Origin of the sequence: Burkholderia sp. SRS-W-2-2016 (assembly GCF_001931485.1) — a bacterium.
In the GTDB taxonomy this organism is placed as follows: Bacteria; Pseudomonadota; Gammaproteobacteria; order Burkholderiales; family Burkholderiaceae; genus Paraburkholderia.
In genome coordinates this window covers 99,082-115,422 of record NZ_MSDV01000023.1, presented here as the reverse complement: position 1 = coordinate 115,422, position 16,341 = coordinate 99,082, and the positions used below count along the sequence as shown (strand labels likewise).

Annotated in this window: 14 protein-coding genes; 5 read left to right on the top strand and 9 right to left on the bottom strand. The window is 65.0% G+C overall.

The features are described 5' to 3' along the window. Positions 1–5: 5 nt before the first annotated feature. The 8 genes from rpe to BTH42_RS11250 form a co-directional block, all read right to left on the bottom strand. On the bottom strand, positions 6–713 hold the full coding sequence (gene rpe / locus BTH42_RS11285) for a ribulose-phosphate 3-epimerase (protein WP_075299128.1): 708 nt from the start codon (positions 711–713) through the stop codon (positions 6–8). Positions 714–775: 62 nt separating this feature from the next. After that, positions 776–1,813 (bottom strand): class II fructose-bisphosphate aldolase, encoded by a 1,038-nt coding sequence (gene fba, locus BTH42_RS11280; protein WP_075299126.1) that lies wholly within the window; start codon positions 1,811–1,813, stop codon positions 776–778. Between the two features lie 58 nt (positions 1,814–1,871). Continuing rightward, positions 1,872–4,019 (bottom strand): transketolase, encoded by a 2,148-nt coding sequence (locus BTH42_RS11275; protein WP_075299124.1) that lies wholly within the window; start codon positions 4,017–4,019, stop codon positions 1,872–1,874. Between the two features lie 66 nt (positions 4,020–4,085). Further along, complete coding sequence (locus tag BTH42_RS11270) at positions 4,086–4,958, bottom strand: phosphoribulokinase (protein ID WP_075299122.1); 873 nt, start codon at positions 4,956–4,958, stop codon at positions 4,086–4,088. Between the two features lie 99 nt (positions 4,959–5,057). Further along, entirely contained in the window at positions 5,058–6,161 is a 1,104-nt protein-coding gene (locus BTH42_RS11265; RefSeq protein WP_075299120.1) for a class 1 fructose-bisphosphatase, read from the bottom strand. Positions 6,162–6,209: 48 nt separating this feature from the next. Beyond that, positions 6,210–7,199, bottom strand: a complete 990-nt coding sequence (cbbX, locus tag BTH42_RS11260; protein ID WP_075299118.1) for a CbbX protein — start codon at positions 7,197–7,199, stop codon at positions 6,210–6,212. A 101-nt stretch (positions 7,200–7,300) separates the two neighbouring features. Next, the gene (locus BTH42_RS11255; RefSeq protein WP_075299116.1) at positions 7,301–7,729 is read right to left on the bottom strand and encodes a ribulose bisphosphate carboxylase small subunit; all 429 of its coding nucleotides are present in this window, start codon (positions 7,727–7,729) and stop codon (positions 7,301–7,303) included. Positions 7,730–7,874: 145 nt separating this feature from the next. Then, positions 7,875–9,374 carry a ribulose-bisphosphate carboxylase large subunit gene (locus BTH42_RS11250; protein WP_075299114.1) on the bottom strand — a complete coding sequence of 500 codons (1,500 nt, stop codon included), beginning with the start codon at positions 9,372–9,374 and terminating at the stop codon, positions 7,875–7,877. Positions 9,375–9,723: 349 nt separating this feature from the next. Here BTH42_RS11250 and pqqA point away from each other — a divergent pair, with 349 nt between their 5' ends. From pqqA to BTH42_RS11235, 3 genes are all read left to right on the top strand, one after another. Then, positions 9,724–9,927, top strand: a complete 204-nt coding sequence (gene pqqA, locus BTH42_RS36445) for a pyrroloquinoline quinone precursor peptide PqqA (protein WP_083654745.1) — start codon at positions 9,724–9,726, stop codon at positions 9,925–9,927. 100 nt (positions 9,928–10,027) lie between these two features. Further along, complete coding sequence (locus BTH42_RS11240) at positions 10,028–10,630, top strand: DUF447 domain-containing protein (protein WP_075299110.1); 603 nt, start codon at positions 10,028–10,030, stop codon at positions 10,628–10,630. Between the two features lie 25 nt (positions 10,631–10,655). Next, positions 10,656–11,399, top strand: coding sequence for a (5-formylfuran-3-yl)methyl phosphate synthase (locus BTH42_RS11235; protein ID WP_075299108.1), 744 nt, complete (start codon positions 10,656–10,658; stop codon positions 11,397–11,399). Between the two features lie 47 nt (positions 11,400–11,446). Here the strand turns inward: BTH42_RS11235 and BTH42_RS11230 are convergent, their stop codons facing one another. After that, positions 11,447–12,736: an MFS transporter gene (locus BTH42_RS11230; protein WP_256701982.1), complete on the bottom strand. Its 1,290-nt coding sequence runs from the start codon at positions 12,734–12,736 to the stop codon at positions 11,447–11,449. Positions 12,737–13,158: 422 nt separating this feature from the next. Between BTH42_RS11230 and BTH42_RS11225 the strand changes: the two genes are divergently transcribed. Next, positions 13,159–15,219, top strand: a complete 2,061-nt coding sequence (locus BTH42_RS11225; RefSeq protein WP_256701965.1) for an SdiA-regulated domain-containing protein — start codon at positions 13,159–13,161, stop codon at positions 15,217–15,219. Positions 15,220–15,508: 289 nt separating this feature from the next. Then, positions 15,509–16,330, top strand: coding sequence for a flagellar brake protein (locus tag BTH42_RS11220; protein ID WP_256701964.1), 822 nt, complete (start codon positions 15,509–15,511; stop codon positions 16,328–16,330). Positions 16,331–16,341: the final 11 nt, after the last annotated feature.

Genomic DNA, 16,341 nt, shown 5'->3' with positions numbered 1-16,341 from the left:
CCGCCTCATTTCGACGCCGCGAGACTCAGCGGGTCGTGCACGCTCGCCAGCTCGTCGCGCATCCCGCTAATCGCCCGAGCGCGGTCGCTCGCGCCGAACACCGCCGAGCCGGCGACGAACACATCGGCGCCCGCCTCCGCGATCGCCGCGATATTCGACGCCTTCACGCCGCCGTCCACTTCGATCTGCAACGGCCGCCCGGTGCGCTGCATCGTTGCGTCGACCCGCACGCGCAGACGCCGCAGTTTGTCGAGCGTGTGCGGGATGAACGCCTGACCGCCGAAGCCGGGATTGACCGACATCACCAGCACGACGTCGAGCATGTCCAGTACGTGATCGAGCGCGGCGAGCGGGGTCGCCGGATTCAATGCGAGCCCGACGCGCGCGTCGTGCGAACGGATCAGCTCGATGGTCCGGTGCACGTGCTGGGTCGCCTCCGGATGAAAGCTGATCAGGTTCGCGCCGGCCTCCGCGAACGCCGACACCAGCGGATCGACCGGCGCGGTCATCAGATGCACGTCGAACGGCAACGCGCTGTACGGGCGGATCGCCGAGCACACCAGCGGCCCGAACGTCAGGTTCGGCACATAGTGGTTGTCCATCACGTCGAGATGGATCCAGTCCGCGCCGGCCGCGGTCACGTCGCGAATCTCGTCGGCGAGCCGCGCAAAATCCGCCGACAGCAGCGACGGAGCAATCAGGAATTCGCGCATCGCGTTCTCCGTGCAAGTGAGCTAATTATTCAGGCTCCCGAACCATTTCCGGTTCGCGGCCGCTAGTGATAGCGGCGCGCCATCGTCTCGAGCGGCAGCGGTTTGATGCGAGCCGCCTGCCCCGCGCAGCCGAACGCCTCGAAACGCTCGACGCAGATCGCGCTGGCCGCCGCGGTCGCGGCCTTCAACGCGGCGCGCGGATCGAATTCGGAACGCGCGTTGGCGAGCGACTTGCGCATCGCGCCGCTCATCGCGAGACGGATGTCGGTGTCGATATTGACCTTGCGCACGCCGTGCGCGATGCCGCGGCGAATTTCCTCGACCGGCACGCCGTAGGTGGTCGGAATCTCGCCGCCGTATTCGCGGATCACCGCGAGCCATTCCTGCGGCACCGACGACGAACCGTGCATCACCAGATGTGTGTTCGGAATCCGCGCGTGAATATCGGCGATGCGGTCGATCGCGAGAATGTCGCCGGTCGGCTCGCGGCTGAATTTATACGCGCCGTGCGAGGTGCCGATCGCGATCGCCAAAGCATCGACGCCGGTCGCTTCGACGAACTGCGCCGCTTCGTCCGGGTCGGTCAGCAGGTGTTCGAGCGACAGCGTTCCCGCCGCGCCGACGCCGTCCTCTTCGCCGGCGGTGCCGGTTTCGAGCGAGCCGAGACAGCCTAGCTCGCCCTCCACCGACACGCCGACCGCGTGCGCGGCATCCACCACGCGCCGGCTCACGTCGACGTTGTAGTCGTATGCGGCCGGGGTTTTCTGATCGGGCAGCAGCGAGCCGTCCATCATCACCGACGTGAAGCCGGAGCGGATCGCCTGCTGACAGACCGCCGGGCTCGCGCCGTGATCCTGATGCAGCACCAGCGGAATGTCCGGATGCGCTTCGAGCGCGGCGAGCACCAGGTGCCGCAGATACGGCTCGCCCGCGTACTTGCGCGCGCCCGCCGACGCCTGCAGGATCACCGGGCTCGCGGTCGCCTCGGCGGCCTGCATGATCGCGTGAATCTGCTCCATGTTGTTGACGTTGAATGCGGGCACGCCGTAGTCGTGTTCGGCCGCGTGATCCAGTAGTTGGCGCAGGGTGATGAAGGCCATTGCGTGCTCCTCGTTTAGCTCGTGATTGGATTCGGTTCGGGCGCCGCCCTGAGTAGGTTCAGCGCGCGGGTTGCGCGACGCGGCGGGCCGTGTCGACCAGCGTCTGCGTGTTCAGGTTGAAATGCGCGAACAGCGCGGCGGCCGGCGCGGATTCGCCGAACGTGTCGATGCCGACCACGCCGCCTTCGAGTCCGACGTATTGCCGCCAGAACGCGCTGACGCCCGCTTCGATTGCGACACGCGGCACGCCCGGCGGCAGCACCGCATCGCGCCACTCGCGCGGCTGGTGGTCGAACGCGCTGGTCGACGGCATCGACACGACGCGCGCGGCGATGCCGGCGGCCGCGAGTGGTTCGATTGCGTCGACCGCGAGCGCGACTTCGGAGCCGGTCGCGATCAGCACGACGCGGGTTGCTTGCGGCGTGGCCGGCCAGTCGCGCAACACGTAGCCGCCGCGCGCGATCGCGCCGAGCTGTTCGGCCGAGCGCGTGACGAACGGCAGGTTCTGCCGGCTCAGCAGCAAACACGTCGGCCCGTCGCGTTCGACCGCGCTGACCCATGCCTGCGCGGTCTCGACGGTGTCGCATGGGCGCCAGACGTCGAGGCCCGGAATCAGCCGCAGACTCGCCGCATGTTCGACCGCCTGGTGAGTCGGGCCGTCTTCGCCGAGGCCGATCGAGTCGTGCGTGAACACGAAGATCGAACGGGTCTTCATCAACGCGGCCATCCGCAGCGCGTTGCGCGAATAGTCGGAGAAGGTCAGGAAGGTGCCGCCGAACGGCAGGTAGCCGCGATGCAGCGCGATCCCGTTCAACATCGCGCTCATGCCGAATTCACGCACGCCGTAGTGGATGTAGTTGCCGGCGCGCAGGCTGCTGGCGTGGCTGGCGTGGCTGGCGGTGCGCGGGCCGTCGGCTAGGTTGCCGGCATGGCCACTACCGCTGCCACTACCGCTGCCGCCTTCGCTGCCGTTGCCGTCGTGGCCGTCGGCGCGCACGTCGATCGCGCCGGGCCAGTCGGTCAGATTCGAGCCGGTCAGATCGGCCGAGCCGCCGAGCATTTCCGGCAGGCTGCGCGCGAGCGCCGCAATCGCCTTTTGCGATGCCTTGCGCGTGGCCAGTGTTTCGGCGGCGGCGTTGGTGTCGCGCAGCAGCGCGCGCACCGCGTCGTGCCACAGCGCCGGCAGCTTGCCCTGCACGCGCCGCTCGAACTCGGCCGCTTCCGCCGGATAGCGCTTGCGATATGCGTCAAACTGCTCGCGCCAATCGGCTTCGGCGGCCGCGCCGCGCGCGCTCGCATCGAAGTTCTCGCGCACCTCGTCCGGAATCTCGAACGGCGGGTACGGCCAGTTCAGCGCGACCCGCGTGCGGGCGATCTCGTCCGCGCCGAGCGGCGCGCCGTGCACGTCTTGAGTGCCGGCCTTCGACGGCGCGCCCTGGCCGATCACCGTGCGGCAGCAGATCAGCGTCGGCCGGCCGACCGCGCGCGCCGCGTGCAACGCGCGATCGACCGCGTCGATATCGTGGCCGTCCACGTCGCGCACCACGTGCCAGCCGTACGCGGCGAAACGCGACGGCGTGTCGTCGGCGAACCACTGCGACACGTGGCCGTCGATCGAAATGCCGTTGTCGTCGTACAGCACCGTCAGCTTGTCGAGCTTCAGCGTGCCCGCGAGCGACGCCGCTTCGTGCGAGATCCCTTCCATCAGACAGCCGTCGCCGGCGAACACATAGGTGCGGTGATCGACGATCCGGTGCCCCGGCCGGTTGAATTCGCGCGCGAGCAGCGCCTCGGCGAGCGCCATCCCGACGCCGTTCGCGAGCCCCTGGCCGAGCGGCCCGGTGGTCGTCTCGACGCCGGGCGTCACGCCAACTTCAGGATGCCCAGGCGTTTTGCTGTGCAACTGGCGAAAGCGCTTCAGCTCGTCGATCGGCAGGTCGTAGCCGGTCAAATGCAGCAGTCCGTACAACAGCATCGAACCGTGACCGTTCGACAGAATGAAGCGGTCCCGGTCGGGCCACGCCGGGTTGCGCGGGTTGTGCTTCAGATGCCGGTCCCACAACGCGACCGCGATGTCGGCCATGCCGAGCGGCATGCCGGGATGTCCGGACTTCGCCGCTTCGACCGCGTCGATCGCGAGCATGCGCAGCGCGTCGGCCATCTGACGGGTGGCGGGAGCGGCAAGCGGTTGCGCGACTGCACTCATCGGAATTCTCCTTGCGAAATGGACCGCGCGGTCCGTCCTGATCCTTCCTGATCCGTCCGGGCCCCCTCAGGCGCGCGAGCGGCGGTCGATCAATTGCAGAATCATCGGCGTGAAAATCAGCTGCATCGCGAGCCCCATCTTGCCGCCCGGCACCACGATCACATTCGGGCGCGACATGAACGAGTCGTGCAGCATCGTCAGCAGATACTGGAAGTCGATTCCTTTCGGCCGCGCGAAGCGGATCACCACGAAGCTCTCGTCGGGCGCCGGAATCTCGCGCGCGGTGAACGGGTTCGACGTGTCCACGGTCGGCACGCGCTGGAAATTCACATGAGTGCGCGAGAACTGCGGACAGATGTAGTTCACGTAGTCGGGCATGCGCCGCAGGATCGTGTCGAGCACCGCTTCGTGCGTATAGCCGCGCATCGTCTGGTCGCGATGCAGCTTCTGGATCCATTCGAGGTTGATGATCGGCACCACGCCGATCAGCAGATCGGTATGCCGCGCGATATCGACCTTGTCGGTGACCGCCGCGCCGTGCAGGCCTTCGTAGAACATCAGGTCGGTGTCGGCCGCGACGTCCTCCCACGGCGTGAAGGTGCCGCCGTCCTGCTTGTAGAACTGCGCCTCGGCCGCGTCGTGCACGTAGTGGCGCAACTGGCCGGTGCCGTTCTCGCCGTAGCGGGTAAACAGCGTCTCCAGCTCTTCGAGCAGATTCGCCTCGGGGCCGAAGTGGCTGAAGTTCGGCACGCCGTCGCGCTCGCGCTCCTTCATCGCCGCGCGCATGCCGAGCCGGTCGTAGCGATGAAACGCGTCGCCCTCGACGATCTGCGCATTGATGTGCTCGCGCCTGAAGATGTGCATGAAGCTCTTCATGACGGTGGTGGTGCCCGCGCCGCTCGAGCCGGTCACCGCGATGATCGGGTGTTTGACTGACATGCGTTTGTCTCCGGATGACTTGTGTTCTGTGCGCTGCCGTGGCGCGTAGTGCGCGCACTCGCGGCCCGCAGCGGCTTGTTATGCGTAGTCCGCCACGGCTCAGACCGAGAAATCCGGCAGGAACAGCGAGCGCGTGCCGAACAGCGGCGAGCTGAACGGCTTGTCCTCGCCGCGGTCGTATTCGCCGTGATAGCGCGCGATCCGCTCGACCTCGTTCTTCGAGCCGAGAATCACCGGCACCCGGCCATGCAGGCTCTGCGGCTGCACGTCGAGAATCCGCTCGCGCCCGGTGCTCGACAGACCGCCCGCCTGTTCGATCAGGAAGCTCATCGGATTCGCTTCGTACAGCAGCCGCAGGCGCCCTTCCATCGCCGGGGTTTTCGAGTCGCGCGGATACATGAACACGCCGCCGCGCATCAGGATCCGGTGCACTTCCGCGACCATCGACGCGATCCAGCGCGTATTGAAGTCGCGCCCGCGACAACCGCTGCGGCCGTCCTTGCATTCCTGCACGTAGCGCCGCACCGGCGGCTCCCAGAAGCGCTCGTTCGACGCATTGATCGCGAACTCGCTGGTTTCCTCAGGAATCCGGATGTTCGAATGGGTCAGCACGAAGTTGCCGATCTCGCGCTCGAGCGTGAAACCATGGGTGCCGTTGCCGACCGACAGCACCAGCATCGTCGACGGTCCGTAGACCGCGTAGCCGGCCGCGACCTGCTCGCAGCCTGGACGCAGAAAGGCCGCTTCGCTGCCGGCTTCGTCGATGGGATCGCGCACCCGCAGCACCGAGAAAATCGAGCCGACCACCCCGTTGATGTCGATATTCGACGAACCGTCGAGCGGGTCGAACGCGAGCAGATAGTCGCCGCGCGGATAGCCGTCCGGAATCGCGTAGACCTGTTCCATTTCCTCCGACACCATCGCCGCCAGCAGCCCGTCCCATTCGCATTGCTGCAAAAAGACCTCGTTGGTCGCGACGTCGAGCTTCTTCTGTTCCTCGCCGTGCGTGTTGACGGTTTGCGCGGAGCCGTAATTGCCGCCGAGCGCGCCCTTGGTCAGCATCGCCGAGATCGACTTGATCGCGGCCGCGACGTCGATCAGCAGCGCGGAGAGTCCCGCCGTTTCCTGCGAGTTCGCCGCGCACGGCTGGCGGTCGAGGGTGTCGATCAGGAATTTCGAAAGTGTCGTGCGTCCGTCTTGCATGGCGATCTCCGTGGAATAGGTCTTGACGTCTTCACTCGCCGCGGCGAGTCAGCCCGGCGGCGCCGCGGGCGGATGTTCGGTGGCGCTCAACGCTTCGTCGAATACGCGGCTCGCGCGCACGTCGGTCGCGTCGATCAGCGTCAGCGTCGCCGCGTCGATCGGCTTGCCGCCATGCAGCGCGCCCGCGAACAGCCGGTTCGCCTGGCGCAGCCGCGCGCGGTCGAGCGCATTGCGCACCGAGCGCGCATTGGCGAAATTCGGCTGACGGATGCGGCGCGCCAGATAGTCGGCGAACGCGCGGCGCGACGCGGCATCGAAGCGGTAATGCATGGTGCCGAGCATGCGTTCGGCGATTTCCAGCAGTTCGGTTTCCTGATAATCGGGAAACGTGATGTGATGCGCGATGCGCGAGCGGAAGCCCGGATTGCTCTCGAAGAACACTTCCATCCGCGACGCGTAGCCGGCGAGGATCACCACCAGATCGCTGCGCTGGTTCTCCATCGTCTGCAACAGGATTTCAATTGCTTCCTGGCCGTAGTCGCGCTCGTTTTCCGGGCGATACAGGTAATACGCTTCGTCGATGAACAGCACGCCGCCCATCGCGCGCTTCAGTACATCGCGGGTTTTCGGCGCGGTGTGGCCGATGTACTGGCCGACCAGGTCGTCGCGCGTGACCGACACCAGATGATTGCGACGGATATAGCCGAGCCGGTGCAGCACCTCGGCCATGCGCAGCGCGACCGTGGTCTTGCCGGTGCCGGGGTTGCCGGAGAAGCACATATGCAGGGTCGGCGCGCCGCCGGCGAGGCCGAGCGATGCGCGCGCGCGTTCCACCAGTAAATGCGCGGCGACTTCGCGAATGCGGGTCTTCACCGGCGCGAGCCCGACCAGATCGCGATCGAGTTCGCCGAGCACGTCGCCGATCCCGGAGTCGCGATACAGCGCGGCGAGATCGACCTGCGACGCGGGTTCAGTGGCGCCCGGGGCTTGCGTGGCGGACGGCGGCAGCGCGTCCACGATGGCGGCATCGACTGTCATTGTTCCTCCTTGCGATTCGGGCGCGCCGCGCGGCCACAGCTCGCGCGGCGCGGCGCGAATCGCCTGATAGCGGCTTCGTGGCGACGCCCGGTTGGCGACGCTTAATTGGCGGACCCGTAGCGCTCGCCCGCCGGCCGGTCGACCGCATAGCCGGCGATGCTGTAGCGCTGCGTGCGGCCCGGCGCGTCCTGGCGTTCGAGCCGGAAGCCCGGTTCCACCTCCGGCCGGTGCACGATGAACGACAGCCGCATCGTCTCGAAGGTGCGCACCGAATCGAACGCATTGACCTTGATGTAGTGACCCGGGCGCGCTTCGCGGCAGGCCTTGACCTCCTGCATCACGCCGGCCGGGTCGCGCAGGTCGAACATCGGCAGTCCCCACATTTCCCAGTAGGTGTTGCGCGGATGCGGGTCGTCGGTGAATTCGACCGAACAGGCCCAGCCCTGGCGCAACGCGTAGTCGATCTGCAGGCTGATTTCCTCGTCGGTCAGCTCGGGCAGAAAGGAGAACGTTCCCTGTGTAATTCGCATGACTAACCTCGTTGATGAATGTCGCGGTAATAACGGCGTCAACAGTTCCTCGCGCGGTGCGGCGCACCGCTTGGCGGATTCGCTCGTTGCGGGTATTGCGGCGGTTGGTGACGTTCTCGGCGATCAGGCCGCGCTTAAATGGCGCTTAGGCCGCTGTCGGCGTGGTCGCGAAATCGGGCGTGTCGGTCGACGCGTAATTGAACGTCACGTCGCGCCACGTATCGAGCGCCTGCTTCAGCGGCGTGCACCAGCGCGCGGCGGCTTCGAGCACGTCGGGCCCCTCGTTCGCGATGTCGCGGCCCTCGTTGCGCGCCTTCACCATCGCTTCGAGCGCGACGCGGTTCGCGGTCGCCCCCGCCTGAATGCCGCCCGGATGGCCGATCGTGCCGCCGCCGAACTGCAGGATCGCGTCGTCGCCGAACAGATCGAGCAACTGATGCATCTGCCCCGCGTGAATCCCGCCCGAGGCCACCGGCATCACCTTGCGCAAGCCGGCCCACGGCTGATCGAAGAACAGACCGCGCGACAGATCGACCTCGTTGCGCGCGTCGCGGCACACGTTGTAGTAGCCCTGCACCGACAACGGATCGCCTTCGAGCTTGCCGACCGCGGTGCCCGCATGCGCATGATCGACGCCCGCCATCCGCAGCCATTTGGCGATCACGCGAAACGAGATGCCGTGATTGCGTTGACGTGTGTAGGTGCCGTGACCGGCGCGATGCAGATGCAGGATCATGTCGTTCTTGCGGGCCCAGCGCGACATCGACTGGATCGCGGTCCAACCGATCACGAGGTCGATCATCACGATGCACGAGCCCAGTTCCTTCGCGAATTCGGCGCGCTCGTACATGTCTTCCATCGTCGCGGCCGTCACGTTCATGTAGTGGCCTTTGACCTCGCCCGTTTCAGCCTGCGCGCGGCTCACCGCGTCCATCGCGAACAGGAAGCGGTCGCGCCAGTGCATGAACGCCTGCGAGTTGATGTTTTCGTCATCCTTAAGAAAATCGAGCCCGCCGCGCAGACCTTCGTACACCACCCGTCCATAGTTCTTGCCCGACAGACCGAGCTTCGGCTTGACGGTCGCGCCGAGCAGCGGCCGGCCATACTTGTCGAGCCGTTCGCGCTCGACCACGATGCCGGTCGGCGGGCCCTGGAAGGTCTTCAGATAGGCAATCGGAATGCGCATGTCTTCGAGCCGCAACGCTTTCAGCGGTTTGAAGCCGAACACGTTGCCGATGATCGACGCGGTCAGGTTCGCGACCGATCCCTCTTCGAACAGATCGAGCTCGTAAGCGATATACGCGAAGTACTGCGGTTCGCCGGCGTTCGACACCGGCACCGGTTCGACCCGATACGCTTTCGCGCGGTACATGTCGCAAGCGGTCAGGCGATCGGTCCACACCACGGTCCACGTCGCGGTCGACGATTCGCCGGCCACCGCGGCCGCCGCTTCCTCGGGCTCGACGCCGGGTTGCGGCGTGATCCGGAACAGCGCAATCACGTCGGTTTCCTTCGGCTCGTAGTCCGGTTGCCAGTAACCCATCTCGCGGTACTTCATCACACCCGCCGCATACCGCTCGCGCGGATTGCCCGCATCACGCTGCTTGTGTTCCGGCTGGATCACCGGTTGACTGAAATCGTTCATGACGTGTCCTCGAAGGTGGCAAGCGCACTGCCGGAAGAACGAAGCGCTTGAGTTGCACTGTAGGCACGGACGTCACGAAGCGGAATTCACGATTTTATTTGGCAGACTTAACCGATCGGTTATCGCTTGCACATCGTGATGCGCTTTTTCGGCACTTGCGAATGAAATCGGAGCAGAATGTGCCGGTGAGCGATGCGAGCAATGCGTGACGACGCAACCGGCTGCGCCGGCGAGCCGATGACACACTTTGCTTCGTTTCCGCCACACCGCGCGGCGGCGGCCGCACTGCAAGCCCTGTGTTTTTTCACGGCGGCCTAATTCGGCGGGTGCTGTATTGCCTGCCGATGCGATGCAACTGCGCGGGCGCGGTCGGCTGGCACACGTGGGCATGGAGCTTGCGTGTAGCGGCCTGCCGTCGATGTCGGCCTTTTGCCGGCGCGGCGGCGCAACGCTGTTTCAACTCATGGAGGAAGCACGTATGCAATGGTCCACTCCGAGCTACACCGACGTACGCCTCGGTTTTGAAATCGTGATGTATGTCGCTACGCGTTAAGCCCGTAGGCGGGCCGCACGCCGCGGCCCCTCTACGGATCCTGTTTGACCCTAGCTGAACGGCCGGCCTTGCCGTGCTGTCGGGACACGCGTTCCCCGCCATGATCCACGAAACGATCGTTACCACGGCAGCGTGCGATGGCCGTCCTCATATCGCGCCGATGGGCGCGCGCTCCGAGGGTGAGCGCATCATCCTTGCCCCTTTCCGTCCGTCCACGACACTCGAGAACATCCTCGCGTCGCGGGCGGCGGTGCTTAATTTCACGACCGATGTGCGGGTATTCGCGGGCTGCGTCACGCACTGCGCGACCGACTGGCCGACCGTGCGCGCGAGCCGCGTCGCGAGCGTGCGGCTCGCCGAATCGCTCGCGCATGCCGAACTCGAACTCGATGAGATTCGCGAGGACCCGCAGCGTCCGGTGCTGGTGATGAAATACGTGCACCGCGAAAATCACGCGCCGTTCGCGGGCTTTAACCGCGCGCAGTCGGCGGTCGTGGAAGGCGCGATTCTGGTGAGCCGGCTCTTCATGCTGCCTCCCGACAAGATCGATCGCGAAGTCGCTTATCTGCAGATTGCCATCGATAAAACCGCCGGCGAGCGCGAACGCATCGCGTGGGACTGGCTGCTTGGCGCAATCGCGCGCCATCGCGCGAGTCTCGCGACGGCCGGCGGCGAGGTTGCCGCTCCCGTGCACCACGAGTAGTTTTCTTTTCTTCCGGAGAGTTTCGATGACCGCATTGCTCGCGAGCGTCCGCTCGGCTGAGGAAGCATTCGACGCGGCTCGCGCCGGCGCCGAACTGATCGACCTGAAGGAACCGAACGAAGGCGCGCTCGGCGGACTGCCGAGCGTCGCGATCGCGGACATCGCGCGACAGTTGCGCGCGCGTTATCCGGTCAAGCCGATCAGCGCGACGATCGGCGACGTGCCCACCGATGCGATAGATGAGATCGCCGCGCGCGTGATCGATGTCAGCGATGCGGGAGTCGACTATGTGAAGGTCGGCGTGACGCGCGGGCCGAGTGCGCGGCGCTGCATCGAACAGCTCGCGAATCTGCCGGCCACCGTGGTGCCGGTGTTGTTGTGCGACGGCGGGATGGACGACGAACTGGTCAGTCATACCGCCGCGCTCGGCTTCGCCGGGATGATGTTCGATACCGCCGGCAAGGACGGTAATACGCTGTTCGATCATGTCGATGTCGACTCGTTGGCGCGCTGGTTGCGGCTTGCTCGTTCGCGCGGTGCGATGGTGGGAATTGCCGGCGCGCTCGGCTGGGCTCAACTGGAACAGATTCGTGCGCTGGCGCCGGACGTGGCGGGTTTCCGCACTGCGTTGTGCGCGGATGGGCGGCGTTCGAGGCTGGATCCGGAGCGGGTCGCGCAGTGGGTTAGCGCGTTGCATCGGACGGGGGGTGGTGCTGGGGCGGGGGGGAGTGCGTTAATGCCTGGAATGGTTGGCAGTGCGCGGGTGTAGGTTGCGTGGCAGCCTGCTGGAATCGCGCGAGCATTGAGCGGACGTATTCAATCAGCTCGCGCCATCACCGCCAGCCCAATCACCGCCGCACCGGCAAACAGAGCCGGCAATAGATAAACACTCGGCAACCCCAACCACGCAACACCGAGCCCACCCGCAACGCCGCCGAGCGCCGAGGCCAACGCGCTAGAACTCATAAAGATCGCCGAAGCGGTAGCCACCGCATGCGGCAGCAGCCGCTGCGCGACGATAATACCCAGCACCATGAACACGCCCCACACGCCGCCCATCAGAATCTGTCCGGCGAACACTCCCATCGCGGACGGCCAGAACGCGAAGCACAGATTGGCCAGCACGCCCAACGCCGCCGCCATGCACATCAACCACACATTGCCGAACCGCCGACCGAGGCCAATGCTGAACGGCATGATGAGCAGTTCGATGAACGGCTGGATCCCGATGACCGCTCCCCGCACGGCCGGACTGAGCTTCAGATGTTCTTCCATATAGATCAGCAGGAATCCGTACTTTATCGGCTCCCCCGCATAGACCAGCACGAATAGAGCGGTGAACGTCAGCAGCGGCAGCATCGCCCTCAGGCTCGAGTGATGCGTGGGTTCCCCCGCTGACTGCGCGTGGGGCACGGCGATCGGATTCAGCGTTCCCAGCGGGACGATCTGCAAAAGCGTGCAGATAGCCGTGAGCCAAAGCATCGGCCGCAAACCATAGGCGGCCGCGACCCACGCACCGAGCACCGGTCCGACGATCCAACCGCCCGTCAGCGCCATACGGATCATCGCAACGACGCTCTCGTTCGAATCGTCGGGCCGGCGGCTCAGTTCATCATGAACCGCCGCGAAAATCTGCGAAGCAGTCGCGCCGGAAACCGCCAGCAACGCGACGGCGATAACGAATGGCATCCAGACCGACGTGGCGAGCGCCACTCCCGCCCAACCGACGAAACCCGCCACCGCGCAAACACGAAACAGCCCCAGCCGATTACCGCTGCGATCCGAATAGCGGCCGACCAGATAACCGGCGACCGGCGCGGCAAGACTCGTCAGGTAATAAAGCCCCGCTAACGGCAGCGAGGCACCGAGTTCTTTCACCAGAAACAGCACGATCTGCGGCGCGGCCGCCGATGTGCCGAGGCCCGACAGGAACATCGCGATCGTCGAGCCGAGAAAGAGCCTCGAAGCCGCGACCTGACGCAACGCGGATCGCCGCGCGCGGGTATCGGCTCTCGTGACGGCTTCGCTACTGGTTTGATCGGACATCGCGAAACGGGCTCCGTAACGAAAGATTCGATGCAACGCGACGGCCCTGCCGGCGCGCACGCGCAAGAGTATCGCGACGGTGTCGCGAACGCCATGGTCATATCGATGTGGTCACTTCCGTGCGAATCAAACTCTTTTGCTTCTCGCCATTCGTCGCGTCCCAACTATTGCGCAACGAACCATCGCGCTGTACCGATACGACAAACCCATCACGAAAATGCAACACAAGCCCGCTATGGTCGCGAACTCACAATAAACTTTCAACTTCTTACCAAACCGTGAAAAAAGAACTTTTAATTTCTGCGATTCTCGCAGCCGGTCTGAGCGCATGTGGCGGGGGCGACAATGGCGTCAATGCTGCCGGCAATACCGGCGGCAATAACGGCGGCAATGCTGCGCCGGTAGTAGACAGCAAAATTCCAGCGCTCGCATTCAGCGATCCGCAAAGTACCTACGATCTGAATAGCTATACGCAGACGGCGATGTTTCCTCTGCAGTACGCAACGTCCGGCACCAATCTGCTGAATGCGGAAGCATCCGGTGTCACCTATGACAAGGACACCGATTCGTTGTTTGTGATCGGCGACGGCGCGACCGCGGTCGTGCAGGTTGCGAAGAGCGACGGTCACGTGATCGATTCGATGACGCTGAACGCCGGCGACTTCGAGGACACCGAAGGCATCACCTATGTCGGCGGCGGCAAGTTCGCATTGGTGGAAGAGCGTCTGCGTCAGGTCGATCTGTTCACCTACGTGGCGGGCGGCACACTGCGCCGCGCGGACGTGCAGTCGGTCAAACTGGGGACCACGGTTTCCAACGTCGGTATCGAAGGTATTACTTTCGATCCCAAAACCGGCGGCTATATCGCGGTGCGCCAGTCGCAGCCCACCAGCATCTTCCAGGCCGCGATCGATTTCGCAGCCGGTTCGGCGACCGCCTCGAACGGCACCGCTATTCTGCCGACGACCGATAATCCGCCCGCGCTATTCGACGCGGCGACGACCGGTCTGTCCGCATTCAACGACGTGTTCGCGCTGTCGAATATCGCGCCGGCCAATGCGCCCGATTACGGCAACGTGATCATCATCGGCGCGCCGGACGGCAGGATCGTCCAGATGGACCGTACCGGCAAACTGCTGAGCAGCCTGTATATGAGCGCCACCGCGCAGAACGAAGGCGTGACGATGGACTCGGACGGCACCATTTACGCGGTCGGCGAACAGGCCGCGGGGCCGAGCCTGCCGGGCCTGACCGTGTTCAAGCCGAGCACCGGCGCGAACAGTGTCGGTATCGGCAGCAACCTCTACCTGACGTTCGATCAGGCGGTCAAAGCGGGTGCGGGCAATATCGTGCTCAGCAACGGCGCGGACGATACGCGCACGATCGCCGTGACCGACACGTCGCAAGTGACGTTCAGCGGCAGCGTGATGAAGATCCATCCGAAGTTCTACATGGTGGCCGGCACCAGCTACCACATCACCTATCCGGCCGGCGCGATCAAGACGGGCTCGGGCGGCAATGCCGCCGCGGTGTCCGACGCATCGACGCTCTCGTTCAAGGCGGTCGGCACCGTCGATCACACGGCTCCGACACTGACCAGCACCGCGCCGGTCGATGGCGCGACCGGCATCATCGGCAACCACATGACGCTGTCGTTCGACGAAGTCGTGCAGGCGGGCGCGGGCAACATCGTGATCAGCAACGGTTCCGATACGCGCAACGTGTCGATCGACGACACGAGCCAGGTCAAATTCAACGGCGGCCGCGTGACCATCACGTTGACGCAGGCGTTGCAGGACAGCTCGCGCTATACCGTCCAGCTGGCCAGCGGCGTGATCACCGACCTGTACGGCAACCCGTATGCGGGCACCACGCGCAGCTTCACGACCGCGGCGGCAGGCGCGCCAGCGCCGACCGTGCTGATCTCGGAGGTCAACTCGAACGCCGACGGCGGTCAGGATTTCTTCGAGCTCTATAACTACGGCGGCACCGCGATCGATCTGACCGGCTGGAAGTGGGGCGACAGCCATGCCGACGTCAACGACGCGAACAACAGCGCGGCCTTCGTCGCCGGTACGATGCTGGCCCCGGGCGAGCATCTGGTGGTGGTTCCGGGTGTGCCCGGCACGGACGAAAACACGTTCCGGACAACCTGGGGTCTCGCCGGCACCGTTCCGGTCGTCGCGATGCTGAACGTCAATAACGATGCCGCGAACCCGATCGGTTTGGGTAAGGGCGATGCGGTGATCGTCTATGACGCGAACGGCAATGTGGCCGCCGCGATGAACTACGGCACGCCGATCAGCGCCGCGCAGGGAGACGGCACGACCCGGGCGATTCCGACGGCCACGGGTGCGGACACCGCCCTCGCCGCCGCCGGCAATCATGCGGGTGCCGTGTTCGTCGGCGGCAATGCGAAGGTGTCCGCGGTGTGGGATACCGTGTCGACCACGGCGCCGAACTATGTCGAGGCGGTAGTCGGCGTGCACGGCGGGATTTCCGAGCCGCTGAAAGCAGCGTCGATCGGGTCGCCGGGACAGTAAGCGCTCGCCGCTTTGCGGCACGTGGATGACGAGAAACCGTCCGGCTCTGTCGGACGGTTTTTTTATGGCCTTTAGCCGGTCGATTAATATGACCGAACAGCACTTTGACGATAATTAATGGCCCCGGTAAGATAAATAAAAAATAATAACGACAAGAATAAATACCTTAAACAAAATAACGGGGTAATGAATGCTCGAGCGCAAGCATGTCGACGGACCAGGCCGCGTAACCACAGTCGCACCATTGGCAGGCGAAGAGTTACCAATCGGGGAGCCCCTGCCGTGGGGCGTGGTGGACCAGGACGGCAGCATACTGCTGCGCGCGGGCACGGTGCTGTGCCGCGAAGCACAGCGCACTTTTCTCGTGTCGCATTTCCAGCCCCGGCGCGGCGACGCCACCGGGTTCCAGCAGAACACCCGCGACACCGGCGCGAACCCGGTCACGCTCGAAGACATGCAACTGACGATCGGCGCATTGCTCGGCATGCGCGGTCAGATCGGCATGGGCCGCGCGATGCATGCGAGCCGCGTGATCGGTTTCAGTCAGAGCCAGACGCTGTTCGTCACGCCGCCGGTCATCGACGGTCAGCCTTTCACGCCGACGCCCGGCCAGAACGTCGAGATCGTCGCGGTGACCACCAAGGCGGTGTTCTGGTTCGTGTGCACTGTCGAGGCGGTTTGCACGTACCCGTTCGACTATCTGGTGCTGTCCGCGCCGGGCAATATCCGGCAGTTGCGCGAACGTAAAGCGGTGCGGGTGCGAACCCGGCTTGCCGTGCGTCATGGCCAGGATTTGACCGGAATCACGCTGGACGGGATGGGCATCGGCTGCGATCTGAGCGTGTTCGGCATGTCGCTCGCGGCGACCGCGCCGATCGGGCGGGTCGGCGAGCGCGTGTGCGTGGCGCTGCAACTGACCACCCGCAGTGTCGATACGGAGTTTCAGGCGGTCGCGGTAATCCGCAATGTGCAGGCAGGGACTGCTCCGGCAGCGCTGTGCACACATGGACTCGAATTCGAAGGTTTGACTTCGGAGCAACAACTCGCGCTGAAAGCCTTCGTGTTCGACAAGCAGGATGCGATCTCGTACTGGGCCGCCCAGGCAGCTTAGCTGCGTTAATG